Origin of the sequence: Azospirillum lipoferum 4B (assembly GCF_000283655.1) — a bacterium.
Lineage (GTDB): Bacteria > Pseudomonadota > Alphaproteobacteria > Azospirillales > Azospirillaceae > Azospirillum > Azospirillum lipoferum_C.
On record NC_016622.1, the window covers coordinates 1,249,675 to 1,265,325 of the forward strand.

19 protein-coding genes are annotated in these 15,651 nt (G+C 66.8%); 14 read left to right on the forward strand and 5 right to left on the reverse strand.

Annotated features, from left to right (window positions below; translation table 11 throughout):
• Positions 1 to 8 precede the first annotated feature (8 nt).
• Both AZOLI_RS05720 and AZOLI_RS05725 read left to right on the forward strand, forming a co-directional pair.
• The gene (locus tag AZOLI_RS05720; RefSeq protein WP_244442531.1) at positions 9 to 548 is read left to right on the forward strand and encodes a thermonuclease family protein; all 540 of its coding nucleotides are present in this window, start codon (positions 9 to 11) and stop codon (positions 546 to 548) included.
• Between the two features lie 244 nt (positions 549 to 792).
• Positions 793 to 1,596, forward strand: a complete 804-nt coding sequence (locus AZOLI_RS05725; RefSeq protein ID WP_014247650.1) for a response regulator — start codon at positions 793 to 795, stop codon at positions 1,594 to 1,596.
• 108 nt (positions 1,597 to 1,704) lie between these two features.
• Here the strand turns inward: AZOLI_RS05725 and AZOLI_RS05730 are convergent, their stop codons facing one another.
• Both AZOLI_RS05730 and rpe read right to left on the reverse strand, forming a co-directional pair.
• Positions 1,705 to 1,962: a GlsB/YeaQ/YmgE family stress response membrane protein gene (locus AZOLI_RS05730; protein ID WP_014247651.1), complete on the reverse strand. Its 258-nt coding sequence runs from the start codon at positions 1,960 to 1,962 to the stop codon at positions 1,705 to 1,707.
• A 280-nt stretch (positions 1,963 to 2,242) separates the two neighbouring features.
• Positions 2,243 to 2,896, reverse strand: a complete 654-nt coding sequence (rpe, locus tag AZOLI_RS05735; protein ID WP_014247652.1) for a ribulose-phosphate 3-epimerase — start codon at positions 2,894 to 2,896, stop codon at positions 2,243 to 2,245.
• Between the two features lie 218 nt (positions 2,897 to 3,114).
• Here rpe and modA point away from each other — a divergent pair, with 218 nt between their 5' ends.
• Genes modA through modC form a run of 3 tightly spaced genes read left to right on the forward strand, consistent with a single transcriptional unit; the run spans position 3,115 to position 5,751 of the window.
• Positions 3,115 to 3,924, forward strand: coding sequence for a molybdate ABC transporter substrate-binding protein (gene modA / locus AZOLI_RS05740; RefSeq protein ID WP_014247653.1), 810 nt, complete (start codon positions 3,115 to 3,117; stop codon positions 3,922 to 3,924).
• Positions 3,925 to 3,934: 10 nt separating this feature from the next.
• Positions 3,935 to 4,630 (forward strand): molybdate ABC transporter permease subunit, encoded by a 696-nt coding sequence (gene modB, locus AZOLI_RS05745; RefSeq protein WP_014247654.1) that lies wholly within the window; start codon positions 3,935 to 3,937, stop codon positions 4,628 to 4,630.
• Positions 4,631 to 4,632: 2 nt separating this feature from the next.
• Positions 4,633 to 5,751 (forward strand): molybdenum ABC transporter ATP-binding protein, encoded by a 1,119-nt coding sequence (gene modC, locus AZOLI_RS05750; protein WP_044549778.1) that lies wholly within the window; start codon positions 4,633 to 4,635, stop codon positions 5,749 to 5,751.
• Positions 5,752 to 5,908: 157 nt separating this feature from the next.
• On the opposite strand, the gene AZOLI_RS05755 is transcribed toward modC, so the two are convergent.
• A complete protein-coding gene (locus AZOLI_RS05755; RefSeq protein ID WP_014247656.1) occupies positions 5,909 to 6,220 on the reverse strand; it encodes a hypothetical protein in 312 nt (103 codons plus the stop codon).
• A gap of 376 nt (positions 6,221 to 6,596) precedes the next feature.
• On the opposite strand from AZOLI_RS05755, the gene AZOLI_RS05760 reads away from it, so the two are divergent.
• From AZOLI_RS05760 to AZOLI_RS05800, 9 genes are all read left to right on the forward strand, one after another.
• On the forward strand, positions 6,597 to 6,968 hold the full coding sequence (locus AZOLI_RS05760; protein WP_014247657.1) for an FtsB family cell division protein: 372 nt from the start codon (positions 6,597 to 6,599) through the stop codon (positions 6,966 to 6,968).
• A 194-nt stretch (positions 6,969 to 7,162) separates the two neighbouring features.
• Entirely contained in the window at positions 7,163 to 8,182 is a 1,020-nt protein-coding gene (gene pdhA / locus AZOLI_RS05765; protein WP_014247658.1) for a pyruvate dehydrogenase (acetyl-transferring) E1 component subunit alpha, read from the forward strand.
• 120 nt (positions 8,183 to 8,302) lie between these two features.
• Entirely contained in the window at positions 8,303 to 9,718 is a 1,416-nt protein-coding gene (locus tag AZOLI_RS05770; protein ID WP_014247659.1) for a pyruvate dehydrogenase complex E1 component subunit beta, read from the forward strand.
• Positions 9,719 to 9,734: 16 nt separating this feature from the next.
• Complete coding sequence (locus AZOLI_RS05775; RefSeq protein WP_014247660.1) at positions 9,735 to 11,081, forward strand: pyruvate dehydrogenase complex dihydrolipoamide acetyltransferase; 1,347 nt, start codon at positions 9,735 to 9,737, stop codon at positions 11,079 to 11,081.
• Positions 11,082 to 11,101: 20 nt separating this feature from the next.
• Positions 11,102 to 11,404 carry a chorismate mutase gene (locus tag AZOLI_RS05780; protein ID WP_014247661.1) on the forward strand — a complete coding sequence of 101 codons (303 nt, stop codon included), beginning with the start codon at positions 11,102 to 11,104 and terminating at the stop codon, positions 11,402 to 11,404.
• Between the two features lie 15 nt (positions 11,405 to 11,419).
• Positions 11,420 to 12,817: a dihydrolipoyl dehydrogenase gene (gene lpdA, locus AZOLI_RS05785; RefSeq protein ID WP_014247662.1), complete on the forward strand. Its 1,398-nt coding sequence runs from the start codon at positions 11,420 to 11,422 to the stop codon at positions 12,815 to 12,817.
• A 43-nt stretch (positions 12,818 to 12,860) separates the two neighbouring features.
• Positions 12,861 to 13,346, forward strand: a complete 486-nt coding sequence (locus tag AZOLI_RS05790) for a DUF29 domain-containing protein (RefSeq protein WP_014247663.1) — start codon at positions 12,861 to 12,863, stop codon at positions 13,344 to 13,346.
• Positions 13,347 to 13,408: 62 nt separating this feature from the next.
• Positions 13,409 to 14,365 (forward strand): lipoyl synthase, encoded by a 957-nt coding sequence (lipA, locus tag AZOLI_RS05795; RefSeq protein WP_014247664.1) that lies wholly within the window; start codon positions 13,409 to 13,411, stop codon positions 14,363 to 14,365.
• Between the two features lie 36 nt (positions 14,366 to 14,401).
• Entirely contained in the window at positions 14,402 to 14,857 is a 456-nt protein-coding gene (locus tag AZOLI_RS05800; protein ID WP_014247665.1) for a type II toxin-antitoxin system RatA family toxin, read from the forward strand.
• Positions 14,858 to 14,889: 32 nt separating this feature from the next.
• On the opposite strand, the gene AZOLI_RS05805 is transcribed toward AZOLI_RS05800, so the two are convergent.
• Complete coding sequence (locus tag AZOLI_RS05805; protein ID WP_014247666.1) at positions 14,890 to 15,078, reverse strand: 4-oxalocrotonate tautomerase; 189 nt, start codon at positions 15,076 to 15,078, stop codon at positions 14,890 to 14,892.
• A 42-nt stretch (positions 15,079 to 15,120) separates the two neighbouring features.
• A complete protein-coding gene (locus AZOLI_RS05810) occupies positions 15,121 to 15,624 on the reverse strand; it encodes a CinA family protein (RefSeq protein ID WP_014247667.1) in 504 nt (167 codons plus the stop codon).
• Positions 15,625 to 15,651: the final 27 nt, after the last annotated feature.

Here is a 15,651-nt window from a genome sequence, read left to right on the forward strand (position 1 = left end):
CGGTTCCGGTGAAGGGAATCGCCCCGTTCCTGCTCTGCGGTCTGGTTCTCGCCGGTCCTGCCATGGCCCAGACCAACCAGGCTGCCAAGGGGCGCGGCCCAATCGCCAACACGCCGGACCAGACCCTCAAGGGGTCCGCCATGGCGGTAGAGGGGGATCTGCTGACCGTCAATGGCACGGCGGTGCGGCTGATGGGCATCGACGCGCCCGATCCGGGGCAGAAATGCAAGAACCGCTACGGCCATGAACTCGACTGCTTCAAGGTCGCCACCGCCGTGCTCGCCAACATGGTGAAGGGCGAGGAGGTGATCTGCACCGTCACCGAACAGGACCGCACCGGCGAGAAAAAGGGCGAATGCCGGGTGCGCGGGGTCGATCTGGGGGCGGCGATGGTGTCGCGCGGCTGGGCCTTTCAATATGCCAGCCTGTCGCCCGTCTACCAGAAGGGCGAAGCCTATGCCCAGAGCAAGCGTATGGGGCTGTGGGCCGGGCAGGTGGAGAAGCCCTGGCAATGGCGCTCGCGCCAGCTGCGCGAGAAGGCGAAGTGAACGGATGGCCTTTCGGTCAACCGGAGTTTGCCGTTCGGTTCTGGCCCTGTGGCGCTGACCGTCGGGTTGTCGCCGTTCGTTTGCTTTGCGCACCCCCATTTCCCATTCGACCGCACCGATTGGCATGATAGGATTCGGCCAAGACGTATAACGACCTCCACAGGCCGGCAGGTATCCCCGGCGAACGATCGGAGCGGCTGAATCCCAAGAACGGCAACTCCCGGCAGGGAGCGGAGTCACGGGTATGCTCGTTTACGAATGTGAACTGTTCGAGGTGGTGCCGATCCTGCGCCGCTATGCGCGGGCGCTGACGGGTGCCACCGACCGTGGCGACGCGCTGGTGACCCGCTGTGTCGAAGCGGCGGTGATGGCACCGTCGCGGTTCGGCCTGGATCGCGGCGGCGATGGTTCGCGGCTGTCGATGTATGCGCTGCTGAACCTGCTGTTCGACCGTTCTCCGGAGGAATTCGGCCCGCCCGGCCGGCCGCTGCGGTCACCCCACCCCATCGAGCGCGCCCTGGCGGACCTGCCGGAGGCCGACCGCCGCCTGTATCTGCTGACCGCGCTGGAGGGGTTGAGCATCCGGCAGGCGGCGAAGGTTCTGCAGCTTCCGGCGGGTGAGTCCATCGACCGGCTGAAGGCCGCCCGCGCCCGCGTGCGCTCCGCGATGGTGCAACGGGTCATGGTGGTCGAGGACAACGCCCTGCTGGCGATGGAGCTGGGGGAACTGGTGGCCGACATGGGCCATGTCGTCTGCGGCACCGCCGGCAACGAGACGGAGGCGCTGGCCCTGCTGAAGGCGGAGAAGCCGACGCTGGCCCTGCTGGACGTCCGGCTGGCCGATGGCGGCAGCGGGATCGAGGTCGCCCGCCGGCTGAAGCGCGTGCGTGACCTGCGCACCATCTTCGTCACCGCCTTCGACGACGACATCCGCGCGTTGGACGCCCGCCATCTGGGGCAGATCGTGCGCAAACCCTTCACCAACGCGGGCATCCAGGCGGCGATTTCCCGCGCCATCTTCATGCCGCAGCCGGTGGCCCTGGCCTGAGCGCCGCCGACCGATCAAGCCCATGGAAAAAGGGACCGCCGGCGATCCGATGGTCCCTTTTTGCGTAAGGCGGCTTTCAGGCAAGCCGTCTCCGTCAATCGTCGCCCGTCATACCGTGTGCCGGCGGCCGGCGATCATGCGGTAGATGGCAAGGATGACGATCGCGCCGACGATGGCGCCGATGAATCCCGCTCCTTCACCCGGCCGGTACCAGCCGACGGCGGCGCCCAGATATGTCGCGACGAAGGCACCCGCGATGCCCAGCAGCGTGGTGATGATGAAGCCGCCCGGATCGCGACCCGGCATCAGGAACTTGGCGACGATGCCGGCGATGAAGCCGATGATGATCGTCCAGAGAATGCCCATGGTTGTTTTCCCTTCCGTTGCGGGACCGTCTTCCCATGCCCAATAACGGGCAACGAGGCGATTGGTTCTCTTTCCCGGCGGATCTTTTGGCACAATGCTCTTTTGGGCAGCCGGAATTTGACCACCGGCATTGCTGGCGGCAGCATGGCCAATCAGGGCAACACCGCCCGAATCCCGCCAGCGCCCACTGGTGCGGCCGAACTGTCAGGCCGAAAAAGGAAAAGCCCCGCACCGCTCCCCATGGGGGCGGCGCGGGGCCGTGCCTGTTCTCAGTCGCGGCTCAGCGCAGGGCGCTGATGTTGGCGGCATACCGGTCCGGACCGCCGGTGAAGGTGGCGGTACCGGCGACCAGGACATCGGCGCCGGCCTCGATCGCCAGACGGGCGGTTTCCGGGTTGATGCCGCCGTCGACCTCCAGGTCGATCTGCTTGCCCAGCGCGTCGATCCGGGCGCGCAGGTCGCGGATCTTCGGCAGCTGGCTCTTGATGAAGCTCTGGCCGCCGAAGCCGGGGTTGACCGTCATCACCAGCACGAGGTCGATGTCCTCCAGCACATGCTGGATGGCATCAACCGGGGTGGCCGGGTTCAGCGACACGCCGGCCTTCTTGCCCAGCGACTTGATCAGCTGGATGGTGCGGTGCAGGTGCGGCCCGGCTTCCGGATGGACGGTGATGATGTCGGCACCGGCCTTGGCGAAGTCCGGGATGAACAGATCCACCGGCGAGATCATCAGATGGACGTCGAAGACCTTGGCGGAATGCGGCCGCAACGCCTTCACCACGCCCGGCCCGATGGTGATGTTCGGGACGAAATGGCCGTCCATCACGTCGATGTGGATGTAGTCGGCGCCGGCGGCATCGACCGCGCGGACCTCCTCGCCCAGCCGGGCGAAGTCGGCGGAGAGAATCGAGGGGGAAATCTTCACGGCGCGCATGGGAAGTTCCTGAAGCAGAGGGAGGGCTGGGACCGGGTCCGATTCGCCGCACTTCCTATCACGGGCCGGCGCGGCAAGTCATGACATGATGTGAATTGCAGCGGACCTCTCCGCAGGGTCCCGCAAGCGCGAACCCGGGCGTTTGCGCTTTACCGCAACCGCGAAGCGCTGTATCCATCTGTATATAGGGTGGCCGTCAAGCATGGCAGGAGGTGGCGATGGTCGGTGTGCGTTCGATCCTGGGGCGGAGCGGGTTCAGGCTGGCGATATCGGCGGCGGTGTTGGGTTTCGGCCTGACCCTTGCGGCCCCGGCGGCGATGGCGCAGGACGTGCTGGTTCTGGCCGCCGCCTCCACCAAGAATGCGGTGGACAAGCTTGCGTCGCAGTTCAAGGCGAAGTCCGGCCTGTCGGTGACCTCGTCCTTCGCCGCGTCCTCGGCCCTTGCCAAGCAGATCGAGAATGGCGCGCCGGCCGACATCTTCATCTCGGCCGATCTCGACTGGATGGATTATCTGCAGCAGCGCAATCTGATCGTGGCCGACAGCCGCACCAACCTGCTGGGGAACGAGCTGGTGGTGGTGGTGCCGAAGGGGACCGCGCTGAAGCCGGACCTGTCGAAGGGCGGCAAGCTGGCGGAGCAGCTGGGCGACGGACGGCTGGCCACCGGCGACCCGTCGAACGTTCCGGTCGGGAAGTACGCCAAGGCGGCATTGGAGTCTCTCGGCCAGTGGAAAGCGGTCGAGCCGCGGCTGGCGCGGGCCGACAGCGTGCGGGCGGCGCTGGTGCTGGTCAGCCGGGGCGAGGTGCCGATGGGCATCGTCTATCGCACCGATGCCGCCATCGATCCGGGGGTGGAGGTCGCCGCCGTGTTCCCGCCGGACAGCTATCCGGCAATCATCTATCCGGCCGCGCTGGTGGCAGCGTCCAAGAGCCCCGGCGGCGCCGCTTTCCTCGACTATATGAAGTCGCCGGAGGGGATGGCGGTGTGGAAGGAATTCGGCTTCGTTCCGGCTCCCAAAGCACCGTAAGCTCTGCGGCATGGATATCCTGACGCCGATGGAGACCACCGCGTTGCTGCTGAGCCTGCGTGTCGCGGGCGTCGCCATCGCGTTGGGGTTGCCGGTTGCCGTGCTCGCCGCCTGGGTGCTCGGGCGCTATAGCTTTCCGGGCAAGACGCTGGTCGATGGGCTGGTCCATCTTCCGCTGGTCCTGCCGCCGGTGGTCACCGGCTATATCCTGCTGGTGACCATGGGGACCAAGGGGGTGGTCGGCGGCTGGCTGTATCAGACCTTCGGCATCAAGCTGATCTTCACGGCGGAAGGCGCCTCCCTGGCGGTCGCCGTGACGTCCTTCCCGCTGATGGTGCGCGCCATCCGCCTGTCGGTCGAGGCCATCGACGGCGGGCTGGAGGCGGCGGCGCGCACCCTGGGCGCCGGGCCGGTCGACCGCTTCTTCACCATCCTGCTGCCGCTGATGGCGCCGGGGCTGCTTTCGGGTGTCATCGTCGCCTTCGCCGCGGCGATGGGGGAGTTCGGGGCGGTCATCACCTTCGTCTCCAACATCCCCGGCCAGACGCAGACCCTGCCGCTGGCGATCTATGCCGCCACCCAGGAACCGGGCGGCGACGCGGTGGCGGCGCGGCTGGCGTCGATTTCCTTCGGCGTCGCCCTTGTCGCGCTGATGCTGTCGGAGTTCCTGGCGCACCGGGTCCGCCGGCTGATCGGGCAGACTTGACCATGATCGACCTTGCGATCCGCCAGACGCTTGGCGCCTTCACGCTCGACATCGCCTTCACCGCCGAGGAGCGCGGGGTGACGGCCCTGTTCGGCCGCTCCGGTTCCGGCAAGACCTCCGTCATCAACGCCATCGCCGGGCTGACGCGGCCCGATGCCGGGCGCATCCGCATCGGCGATACCGTGTTCTTCGACAGCGCGCGGCGCATCGACGTGCCGGTGGAAAAGCGGCGCATCGGCTATGTCTTCCAGGATGCGCGGCTGTTTCCGCACATGACGGTGCGCAGCAACCTGGAATTCGGCCTGCGCCGCGTGCCGGCCGCAGAGCGGCACATCGCCTTCGGTCCGGTCGTGGAGTTGCTGGGGTTGGGCCATCTGCTGGACCGCCGCCCGCGCGGGCTGTCCGGCGGCGAGAAGCAGCGCGTCGCCTTCGGGCGCGCCCTGCTGGCCCAGCCGCGCCTGCTGCTGATGGACGAGCCGATGGCCTCGCTCGACGCCGCTCGCAAGGCGGAGATCATGCCCTACATCGAGCGGCTGCGCGACGAGATGAACATCCCCATCGTCATGGTCAGCCACGCGCTGGACGAGGTCGTGCGGCTCGCCACCACCATGGTGCTGATCGGGGAGGGCAGGGTGCGGGCCGTGGGGCCGGTGGGCACGGTGATGGGCCGGCTCGACCTGTCGGCGGTAACCGGCGCGCAGGACGCCGGTGCCGTGCTGGACCTGACGGTGGAGCGCCATATCCCCGACGATGGGCTGACCGTGCTGGCCTTCGACGGCGGGCATCTGACCGTGCCGCGGGTGGAGCGTGCGCCGGGCGCCTCGGTGCGCCTGCACATCCATGCCCGCGACGTCATCGTCGCCCTGCAGCAGCCGGTCGGCGTCAGCGTACGGAATGCGCTGGCGGCGACGGTGGTGGAGGTCGCCGGGTCGGGACCGTCCTCCGCCGACGTGCGGCTGGCGGTGGGCGGCTCCTTCCTGATCGCGCGCATCACCCGCGCGGCCGTCCGGGAACTGGACCTGACGCCCGGCCGCCCCGTGGTGGCGCTGGTGAAGGGCATCGCCTTCGAACCGGGCAGCACCGGCGCGGCCGCGGAAGGGCGGCGGGTGGTCGATGTGTGACTAAGGTCCGGCCGTTGACAAAGCCCCTCTCCCCCTGCGGGAGAGGGGTTGGGGTGAGGGGTGGCATACCTCTGATTTTCAATGGATTTCAGCAGCCTGCACCCCTCATCCCAACCCTTCTCCCGCAAGGGGAGAAGGGCATTTGCTGACCGCCGGCTTACTGGCCGCCGGACGGGGTGGCCGAGCCGCCGGTGCTGGCGCCGCCACCGGCAGACCCGCCGGCCGTAGAGCCGCCCGGCACCGTGGTGGTGGCGCCGCTGGTCTCGTTCATCGAATTGCCGGAGGTACCGCCTTGAACCGGCACACCGGTGGAGGGCGGCGGGACCGTGGTGGAGTCGCTGCTGGACCCGCTGCTGGTGGTCGGGCTGGTCTCGTTCGCCGCGTTGGAGTTCTGGGCGTTCTGGTCGTCGCAGGCCGCCAGCCCCAGAAGCAGGGCGGGAAGGGCCGCGATCAGAAACTTGCTGCGCATGGAGTGCATCTCCTCAGCCATTGGGCGGCGCCGCTCTGCAAGCCGGCAACCGGGAGCGCTTTCACAAACCCCGGTACGGCTCCGGCAACGCCGTGTGTGGGTCGAAACACGCCACCGCCGGTTTCATTCCATTTCCCCTTGGCACTATACCGAGTGGGTGCCGTCCGGCCGCAGGGAAGGGCGCACCCGAGGGAGCGCCGGGCTTGTCCTGCCGGCGGGTAAGGAGAACTTTCACGGAACGTTCTGGCAACTTGTGGCGCGGGCGTGGTCGGTGCCCATTACTGGGTTGCGCAAAGAACACGACACTTTTGCGACTTGCCTGTTCCATCTTTTTCGTTTGACCGGTGGAAAGTCGCTGTGATTCCATCCTCCGACCATGACGATGATCGCCGACTTCACCGACACGCTCGCCCGCGCTGCCAAGAGCGCGATCCGCCAAGCCATCATGCCGGCGCTGTGCGCCTGCGTGGTCGCCTATTTCGCCTACTACGCGATCCATGGCGATCGCGGGCTGGTGGCGATGAAGCAGATCCAGGGGGAGATCGCCCAGGCCGAAGAGGTCCTGAACCAGCTCCGCACCGAACGGGAGGAGATGGAACGGCGCGCCCAGCTTCTGCGCGGCGACGGGCTGGACCGCGACATGCTGGAGGAGCGGGCTCGGCTGATGCTGAATTTTTCCAACCCGCGCGACGTCATCGTGAAGCTGCCCAAACTGGCCGACCCAGAAGGGGGTTCGGTGCAGAAGTAAGGGGAAATCAGCTGATTAACCGAAATTCGGTTAATCGAAAATAGCGCTGCAAAAACAGATATTTGCGCGGGCTGTAAAGCTCGTGTAGTGTGCGCGCCATATTCGCTTCCGGTGCGGGTTTTTCTCATGCCCGCAACGCGTGGCGGCAAGGGTTGTTCTAAGGCCCAATGCCGCTTGAACCCTGGGGAGGAATCATGGCCGCGTCCCGACGCCGTCCGACCAAGGCGCAGACCGACACCGCGCCCGCTCAAGCCGTCTCTTCCGAAGAGCTTCTTCATTATTACCGCGAGATGCTGCTGATCCGCCGCTTCGAAGAGAAGGCGGGCCAGCTGTACGGCATGGGCCTGATCGGCGGCTTCTGCCATCTGTATATCGGCCAGGAAGCCGTCGTGGTTGGCGTGCAGGCCGCCCTGAAGGATGGCGACACCGTCATCACCAGCTACCGCGACCACGGCCACATGCTGGCCTGCGGCATGGAGGCCAAGGGCGTGATGGCCGAGCTGACCGGCCGCATCGGGGGCTACTCCAAGGGCAAGGGCGGCTCGATGCACATGTTCAGCCGCGAGAAGAACTTCTACGGCGGCCACGGCATCGTCGGCGGCCAGGTTCCGCTCGGCACCGGTCTGGCCTTCGCGCACAAGTACCTCAATGACGGCGGCGTCTCCGCGGTCTATTGCGGCGACGGCGCCATCAACCAGGGCCAGGTGTACGAGAGCTTCAACATGGCGGCCCTCTGGAAGCTGCCGGTGCTGTTCGTCATCGAGAACAACAAATACGCCATGGGCACCTCGCAGGAGCGCGCCTCGGCCGGCGAGCTGCATCAGCGCGGCGCCGCCTACGGCATCCCCGGCTATCAGGTCAACGGGATGGACGTGCTCGAGGTGAAGGCCGCCGCCGACCAGTGGGTGAATTACATCCGCGAAGGCAACGGCCCGGTCATCCTGGAGATGAAGACCTACCGCTACCGCAGCCACTCCATGTCCGATCCGGCCAAGTACCGGACGAAGGAGGAGGTCGAGAAGATGCGGTCGGAGTCCGATCCCATCGACCAGCTGAAGTCGAAGCTGCTGGCCGGCGGCCATGCCGACGAGGACAAGCTGAAGGAGATCGACCGCGCGGTGAAGGCGATCGTCACCGAATCGGCCGAGTTCGCGCAGCAGAGCCCCGAGCCCGATCCGTCGGAACTGTGGACCGACATCCTGGTCGAGACCTGATCGTCGAATCCACCGTCTGGTCCTGACGTCAACGATAAGCAGGAGCGGCGCCGACCGGAACGGGTTGCCCCCATTTCAGGGAGCGGCAACCGGTTTCCCCGCGCCGCCGGAGGTTGAGGAATGCCGATCGAAGTGCTGATGCCGGCCCTGTCGCCCACCATGACCGAGGGCAAGCTGGCCAAATGGCTGAAGAAGGAAGGCGACGCGGTGAAGTCCGGCGACGTGCTCGCCGAGATCGAGACCGACAAGGCCACCATGGAAGTCGAAGCGGTCGATGAAGGCCGCATCGGCCGGATCCTGGTGCCGGAAGGCACCGACAACGTCGCGGTGAACACCCCCATCGCCGTGCTGCTGGAAGAGGGCGAGGACGAGAGCGCGCTGACCAAGGGCGGCAACGCCCCGGCCGTCGCCGGCCCGACCAACGCCGTCCCGGCTTCGGAAGAGACCAAGGCCGCCCCGTCGGCGGTGCAGGCCGCTGCCCCGGCCCCGGCGCCCACCGTGCCGGCCGCCCCGGTGTCGGTTCCGGATTCGGACGAGGACAGGTTCTTCGCCAAGACCGTGAAGAAGACGGTCCGCGAGGCTCTGCGCGACGCGATGGCCGAGGAAATGCGCCGTGACGAGAAGGTCTTCGTCATGGGCGAGGAGGTCGCGCAGTACCAGGGCGCCTACAAGGTGACCCAGGGCCTGCTGCAGGAATTCGGCGAGCGTCGCGTCATCGACACGCCCATCACCGAGATCGGCTTCGCCGGTCTGGGCGTCGGCGCCTCCTTCAAGGGGCTGAAGCCGATCGTCGAGTTCATGACCTTCAACTTCGCCATGCAGGCGATCGACCACATCATCAACTCCGCCGCCAAGACGCTCTACATGTCCGGCGGTCAGATGGGCAGCCCGATTGTCTTCCGCGGCCCGAACGGCGCCGCCGCCCGCGTCGCCGCCCAGCATTCGCAGTGCTATGCCTCCTGGTACGCCCACTGCCCGGGCCTGAAGGTGGTCTCGCCCTGGTCGGCGTCCGACGCCAAGGGCCTGCTGAAGGCGGCGATCCGCGACCCGAACCCGGTCGTCTTCCTGGAGAACGAGATTCTCTACGGCCAGAGCTTCGAGGTGCCGGAGGACGAGGAATTCGTCCTGCCCATCGGCAAGGCCAAGATCGAGCGCGCCGGCAAGGACGTGACGATCACCGCCTTCTCGATCATGGTCGGCCATGCGCTGGCCGCCGCCGAGGAGCTGGCGAAGGAAGGCATCGACGCGGAGGTCATCAACCTGCGCACGATCCGTCCGCTGGACACCGCCACCATCGTCAACAGCGTCAAGAAGACCAACCGCCTCGTTTCCGTCGAGGAAGGCTGGCCCTTCGCCGGCATCGGTTCGGAAATGTGCGCGCTGATGATGGAGCAGGCGTTCGACTATCTCGACGCGCCGGTGGCCCGCGTGGCCGGCCTGGACGTGCCGATGCCCTACGCCGCCAACCTGGAAAAGCTGGCGCTGCCGCAGGTCGCCGACATCGTCAAGGCCGCCAAGCAAGCCTGCTATCGTTGAGAGGAGGGCTGATAGGATGACCGTTCAGATTCTGATGCCCGCCCTCTCGCCCACGATGACCGAGGGCAACCTCGCCAAGTGGCTGAAGAAGGAAGGCGACACGGTGAAGTCCGGCGACGTGCTCGCCGAGATCGAGACCGACAAGGCCACCATGGAAGTCGAAGCGGTCGATGAAGGCCGCATCGGCAAGATCCTGATCCCGGCCGGCAGCCAGGGCGTGGCGGTGAACACCCCCATCGCCATCCTGCTGGAAGAGGGCGAGGACGAGAGCGCGCTGGCTTCGGCCGGATCCGCTCCGGCCGCTGCTCCTGCCCAGGCCGCTGCGCCTGCCGCGGCTCCCGCTCCGGCGGCTGCCCCGGCCGCCGCGGCTCCGGCCCCCGCCGCCGCTCCGGCTGCTGCCCCGGCGGCTTCGGGCGAGCGCGTGTTCGCCAGCCCGCTGGCGCGCCGCATCGCCGAACAGGCCGGCGTCGACCTGAAGACCGTCAAGGGCAGCGGCCCGCACGGCCGCATCGTCAAGGCCGACGTGGAGGCCGCCAAGGCCGCCGGTCCGGCCAAGGCCGCGGTCGCTCCGGCTGCCGCCCCGGCTCCGACCGCCGCCGCTCCGGTTCCCGCCGCGGCTCCGGCCCCGGCGCCCAAGGCCGAGGGTGTGGATGCCAAGGCGCTCGCCGACAAGCTGGGCATGGCCTACACCGCCGTTCCCAACAGCGGCATGCGCAAGACCATCGCCAAGCGCCTGGGCGAGGTGAAGCGCACCGTCCCCGACTATTTCCTGACGGTGGATGTCGAGATCGACGCGCTGATGAAGGTCCGCGCCGAGCTGAACGGGCGTTCCGACGCCTACAAGCTGTCGGTGAACGACTTCATCATCCGTGCCGTCGCGCTGGCGCTGAAGAAGGTCCCGGCGATCAACGCCGCCTGGACCGACGAGGCGATGCTGCAGTTCCAGCATGCCGACGTGTCGGTTGCCGTCGCCACCCCGACCGGGCTGATCACCCCGATCGTCAAGAAGGCGGAGACCAAGGGTCTGGCCGACATCTCCAACGAGATGAAGGCGCTGGCCAAGAAGGCGCGCGACAACGCGCTGAAGCCGGAAGAGTATCAGGGCGGCACCATCTCCATCTCCAACCTGGGCATGATGGGGATCAAGCAGTTCCAGGCGATCATCAACCCGCCGCAGGCCTGCATCCTGGCGGTCGGCGCCAGCGAGCAGCGCCCGGTGGTGAAGGACGGCGCTCTGGCCATCGCCACGGTGATGAGCCTGACCGGCACCTTCGACCACCGCGTGGCCGATGGCGCCGTCGGTGCGGAATTCCTTGCGGCGGTGAAGAAGCTGCTCGAGGATCCGCTCTCGATGCTGCTCTGACGGCTTGAAGGATCGGATCCATGTCGAAAAGCCTTGCCCCGCTCCGCGCCGAGATCGACGCCATCGACGACGAGATCGTCGCGCTGCTGGGCAAGCGCCTGTCCGTCGTCCACCGCGTCGCTGCGGTGAAGATGGCGGAGGGCCTGCCGGCCGTGCTGCCCGACCGCGTCGAAGCGGTCAAACGGCGGGCGGCCGAGGCGGGGCTTGCCTACGGCCTGGATCCGGACTTCATGGCCACCCTGTACCAGACGATCATCGACGAGGCGTGCCGGGTCGAGGAAGGCATCTTTGCCGCCGGCCGCGAGGATGCGCCTCGCTCCTGAATGGGGAGAACACCCTTGGCCGACATGAATTACGACGTCATCGTCATCGGCGGCGGGCCGGGCGGTTACGTGGCGGCGATCCGCGCCGCGCAGCTGGGACTGCACACCGCGGTCATCGAGCGTGAGAATCTGGGCGGCATCTGCCTGAACTGGGGCTGCATCCCGACCAAGGCGCTGCTGCGCTCGGCCGAGGTCCTGCATCTCGCCAAGCATGCCGCCGACTATGGCCTGGTCATCCAGAACCCGTCCTTCGACCTGGACAAGGTCGTCGCCCGCTCGCGCAAGGTCGCCGGCCAGCTGAACGGCGGCGTCAAGCATCTGCTGAAGAAGAACAAGGTCGCTGTGATCGAAGGCTCGGCCAAGCTGGCCGGCAAGGGCACGGTGGCGGTGACCAAGGGCGACGCCCCGGTCGGCACCTTCGGCGCCAAGCACATCATCATCGCCACCGGCGCCCGTGCCCGCACGCTGCCGGGCCTGGAGGATGACGGCAAGCTGGTCTGGACCTATCGCAAGGCGATGACTCCGGACACCATGCCGAAGTCGCTGCTGGTCATCGGGTCCGGTGCCATCGGAATCGAATTCGCCAGCTTCTACAATGCCTTGGGCGCGAAAGTTACAGTGGTCGAGGTGATGGACCGCATCCTTCCGGTAGAGGATGAGGAAATTTCCGCAATGGCCCGGAAGGCTTTCGAAAAGCAGGGCATGCGCATCATCACCGGCGGCAAGGCCGGCAACCTGCGCAAGGCCGCCGACAGCGTGACCGTGGCCGTCGAGGCCGGCGGCAAGACCGAGGACATCACGGTCGACCGCGTCATCGTTGCCGTCGGCATCAGCCCGAACACCGAGGGGCTGGGGCTGGAGAACACCAAGGTCAAGACCGACCGCGGCCACATCCAGACCAACGGCATGTGCGAGACCGATGAGCCGGGCGTGTACGCCATCGGGGACGTGACCGGCGCCCCCTGGCTCGCCCACAAGGCCAGCCACGAAGGCGTGATCGTGGCCGAGCACATCGCCGGCAAGCATCCGCATGCGCTGAACGTCCGCAACATCCCGGGCTGCACCTACTCGCATCCGCAGATCGCGTCGGTCGGCCTGACGGAGAAGAAGGCCAAGGAAGCCGGCTACGAGATCAAGGTCGGCCGCTTCCCCTTCGTCGGCAACGGCAAGGCCATCGCGCTCGGCGAGCCGGAAGGCCTGATCAAGACCATCTTCGACGCCAAGACCGGCGAGATGCTGGGCGCCCACATGATCGGCGCGGAAGTGACCGAGCTGATCCAGGGCTATGGCATCGCCAAGTCGTCGGAGCTGACCGAGGCCGAGCTGATGCACACGGTGTTCCCGCACCCGACCCTGTCGGAAATGATGCATGAGTCGGTCCTTGATGCCTATGGCCGGGCGATCCACTTTTAAATAAGATTTTCCGAGGTGACGTTTTTCCCGACCGGACGGAGCCATGGACCGCAGCAGCGCCGCGTATGACGAGGATTTCTACGCCTGGACCCAAGCCCAGGCGCAGGAGCTTCGCCGTGCGGGCGCCGAGCGGAACAACGCCCCGGTCGACTGGGAGAACGTCGCCGAGGAGATCGAGAGCATGGGCCGCAGCCAGAAGTCCGAGATCGACAGTCGCCTTGGCGTTCTGCTGGTCCATTTGCTGAAATGGTTGTTCTGTCCTGACCTTCGGGAACGGTGCGAGCGTGGCTGGCGCCTGACCGTCCGGGAGCAGCGCAAGAAGCTGCTCAAGGATATCAAGGACAGTCCCAGCCTCCGGCCCTACATCGCCGATGTCTTCGCCGAGGTTTACTCGGATGCCCGGCTGCGGGCCGCCGTCGAGGCGGATGTCCCCGATGGGCATTTCCCGGTCGAGCCGCCTTTCACGCTTGACCAGGCGCTCGATCCGGCCTATCCGGCCGAGCTGTTTCCGCCGGAATGGCGGGTTTGACACCCTCATCGCACCTATTGTCGGGGCCGGGGCATCGCGTCGGCCATCGGGAGCTTTAGACCATGACCCTCGTCGACCAGACCGAGAAGCTGCGCCACCCCGAGAAGGCCCATAAGCCCGACAATCCGATCCAGCGCAAACCGGCCTGGATCCGGGTCAAGGCGCCGATGAGCCAGGAATACAACGAGACCCGGCAGCTGATGCGCGGGCTGAAGCTGAACACCGTGTGCGAGGAGGCCGCCTGCCCGAACATCGGGGAGTGCTGGAAGCACAAGCACGCCACCTTCATGATCCTGGGCTCCATCTGCACGCGCGGCTGCGCCTTCTGCAATGTCGAGACCGGGCGTCCGGACCTGCTGGACCCGCATGAGCCGGACAATGTGGCCGAGGCTGTCGGCAGGCTGAAGCTCAGCCACGTCGTCATCACCTCCGTCGACCGCGACGATCTGGCCGACGGCGGTGCCGAGCATTTCGCCCGCACCATCCGCGCCGTCCGCGCCGCGTCGCCGACGACGACCATCGAAATCCTGACCCCCGACTTCCAGAAGAAGAAGGGCGCCGTCGAGGTGGTGGTGGAGGCCAAGCCCGACGTCTTCAACCACAATCTGGAGACGGTTCCGCGCCTGTACCCCAACATCCGTCCGGGTGCGCGCTATTTCGCCTCGCTGCAGCTGCTGGCGCGGGTGAAGGAGCTGGATCCGACGATCTTCACCAAGTCGGGCCTGATGGTCGGGCTGGGCGAGACGAAGGAGGAGATCGGGCAGGTGATGGACGATCTGCGCTCCGCCGATGTGGACTTTCTGACGATTGGGCAGTATCTCCAGCCAACGCCCAAGCATGCGGCGGTGGATCGCTTCGTGACTCCTGAGGAGTTCGACGGTTATTCCACTGTTGGCCGCGGCAAGGGCTTCCTGCTGGTGGCCTCGTCGCCGCTGACGCGCTCGTCCTATCATGCGGGTGCGGATTTCGAGAAGCTGCGCGAAGCCCGGCTGCGCAAGTTGGGGGCCGCGGCCGCCTGATGCAGGCGGTTCAATAACAAAGGAAATGGTACGGGCATGCCCACGCACGCGGAACAGAAGGTTCTTCCCTACACCCCCCGGCAGATGTACGACCTTGTCGCCGACGTGGAGAAGTATCCGGAGTTTCTGCCCTGGTGCCTGGCGGCCCGCATCCGCAAGCGCGAAGGAAACGTCATGTTCGCGGACCTGATCATCGGTTTCAAGATGGTCCGCGAACGCTTCACCTCGCGGGTGGAGCTGAACGAATCCGCTTGCCGCATCGACGTGCAGTACACCGACGGGCCGTTCCAGTACCTGAACAACCACTGGATCTTCAACGATCATCCCGGCGGCTGCTGCGTCGACTTTTTCGTCGATTTCGAATTCCGCTCGAAGATGCTGCAGAAGATCATGGGCCTGCTGTTCAACGAGGCGGTGCGCCGCATGGTGCAGGCCTTCGAGACGCGGGCAGCCCAGCTGTATGGGCCGGGCAGGGCGACGCAACCGGCGTGACGCCCTGCGGGCCTGGGTGAGGCAGGGGCGGGTCAGGTCTTGTCCGACCACAGCTCCCCGCCGCTGGCCCAATCGCTTTTCTTCACGTCCTGGAAGATGATGTCCACCGCCGAGGGCGAGCAGCCGAGAACCTTCACGGTCGCTTCGGTCAACGCCTTGGCGTATTCGCGCTTCTGCTCGACCGTGCGGCCTTCGAAAAGCTGGATGTTGATGGTCGGCATCGGGCTTTTTCCTCTGTGTGTGAAGTGCTTACAGGCGTTTTTTCAGCGCAGGCTTCCGGTCGGGCGGGCCAGCCGCAGCCGCTCCAGCGCCGCCTGGACGGTCGCCATGCGCACGGCGTCGCGGTCACCGGGGAAGGTGTATTCCTTGGCCTTGGCCGCACCGCCGCGCACCGCCGTGGCGACATAGACCCGACCGACCGGCTTGGTCTCGGTCGCCCCGCCTGGCCCGGCGATCCCCGTCACCGCCACCGTTACATCGGCCCGCGACTTCGCCAGCGCGCCCACCGCCATGGCGACCGCCACTTCGGGGCTGACAGCGCCATGCGCGTGCAGCAGGCTGGCCGGGACGCCGAGCAGTTCGGTCTTGGCGATGTTGGTGTAGGTGACGAATCCGCGGTCGACCACCTTGGACGATCCGGCGATGTCGGTCAGTGCGCCGGCGATCAGCCCGCCGGTGCAGGACTCGGCGGTCGCGATCATGTAGCCGGCAAGGCCGTATTCGGCCAGCGTCTGGGCGGCAAGGTCGCGGATGGTCTCGGGAAACATGCGGCCTCTCCCGGCTCGTGGTGTCGG

What these genes read in the sequence shown, in the direction of transcription:
- AZOLI_RS05725 (WP_014247650.1), top strand. Translation starts at nt 793, where the DNA reads ATGCTCGTTTACGAATGTGAACTGTTCGAGGTGGTGCCGATCCTGCGC.
- AZOLI_RS05730 (WP_014247651.1), bottom strand. Translation starts at nt 1,962, where the DNA reads ATGGGCATTCTCTGGACGATCATCATCGGCTTCATCGCCGGCATCGTC.
- rpe (WP_014247652.1), bottom strand. Translation starts at nt 2,896, where the DNA reads ATGCGCGCCGTGAAGATTTCCCCCTCGATTCTCTCCGCCGACTTCGCC.
- modA (WP_014247653.1), top strand. Translation starts at nt 3,115, where the DNA reads ATGGTCGGTGTGCGTTCGATCCTGGGGCGGAGCGGGTTCAGGCTGGCG.
- modB (WP_014247654.1), top strand. Translation starts at nt 3,935, where the DNA reads ATGGATATCCTGACGCCGATGGAGACCACCGCGTTGCTGCTGAGCCTG.
- modC (WP_044549778.1), top strand. Translation starts at nt 4,633, where the DNA reads ATGATCGACCTTGCGATCCGCCAGACGCTTGGCGCCTTCACGCTCGAC.
- AZOLI_RS05755 (WP_014247656.1), bottom strand. Translation starts at nt 6,220, where the DNA reads ATGCGCAGCAAGTTTCTGATCGCGGCCCTTCCCGCCCTGCTTCTGGGG.
- AZOLI_RS05760 (WP_014247657.1), top strand. Translation starts at nt 6,597, where the DNA reads ATGACGATGATCGCCGACTTCACCGACACGCTCGCCCGCGCTGCCAAG.
- pdhA (WP_014247658.1), top strand. Translation starts at nt 7,163, where the DNA reads ATGGCCGCGTCCCGACGCCGTCCGACCAAGGCGCAGACCGACACCGCG.
- AZOLI_RS05770 (WP_014247659.1), top strand. Translation starts at nt 8,303, where the DNA reads ATGCCGATCGAAGTGCTGATGCCGGCCCTGTCGCCCACCATGACCGAG.
- AZOLI_RS05775 (WP_014247660.1), top strand. Translation starts at nt 9,735, where the DNA reads ATGACCGTTCAGATTCTGATGCCCGCCCTCTCGCCCACGATGACCGAG.
- AZOLI_RS05780 (WP_014247661.1), top strand. Translation starts at nt 11,102, where the DNA reads ATGTCGAAAAGCCTTGCCCCGCTCCGCGCCGAGATCGACGCCATCGAC.
- AZOLI_RS05790 (WP_014247663.1), top strand. Translation starts at nt 12,861, where the DNA reads ATGGACCGCAGCAGCGCCGCGTATGACGAGGATTTCTACGCCTGGACC.
- lipA (WP_014247664.1), top strand. Translation starts at nt 13,409, where the DNA reads ATGACCCTCGTCGACCAGACCGAGAAGCTGCGCCACCCCGAGAAGGCC.
- AZOLI_RS05800 (WP_014247665.1), top strand. Translation starts at nt 14,402, where the DNA reads ATGCCCACGCACGCGGAACAGAAGGTTCTTCCCTACACCCCCCGGCAG.
- AZOLI_RS05805 (WP_014247666.1), bottom strand. Translation starts at nt 15,078, where the DNA reads ATGCCGACCATCAACATCCAGCTTTTCGAAGGCCGCACGGTCGAGCAG.
- AZOLI_RS05810 (WP_014247667.1), bottom strand. Translation starts at nt 15,624, where the DNA reads ATGTTTCCCGAGACCATCCGCGACCTTGCCGCCCAGACGCTGGCCGAA.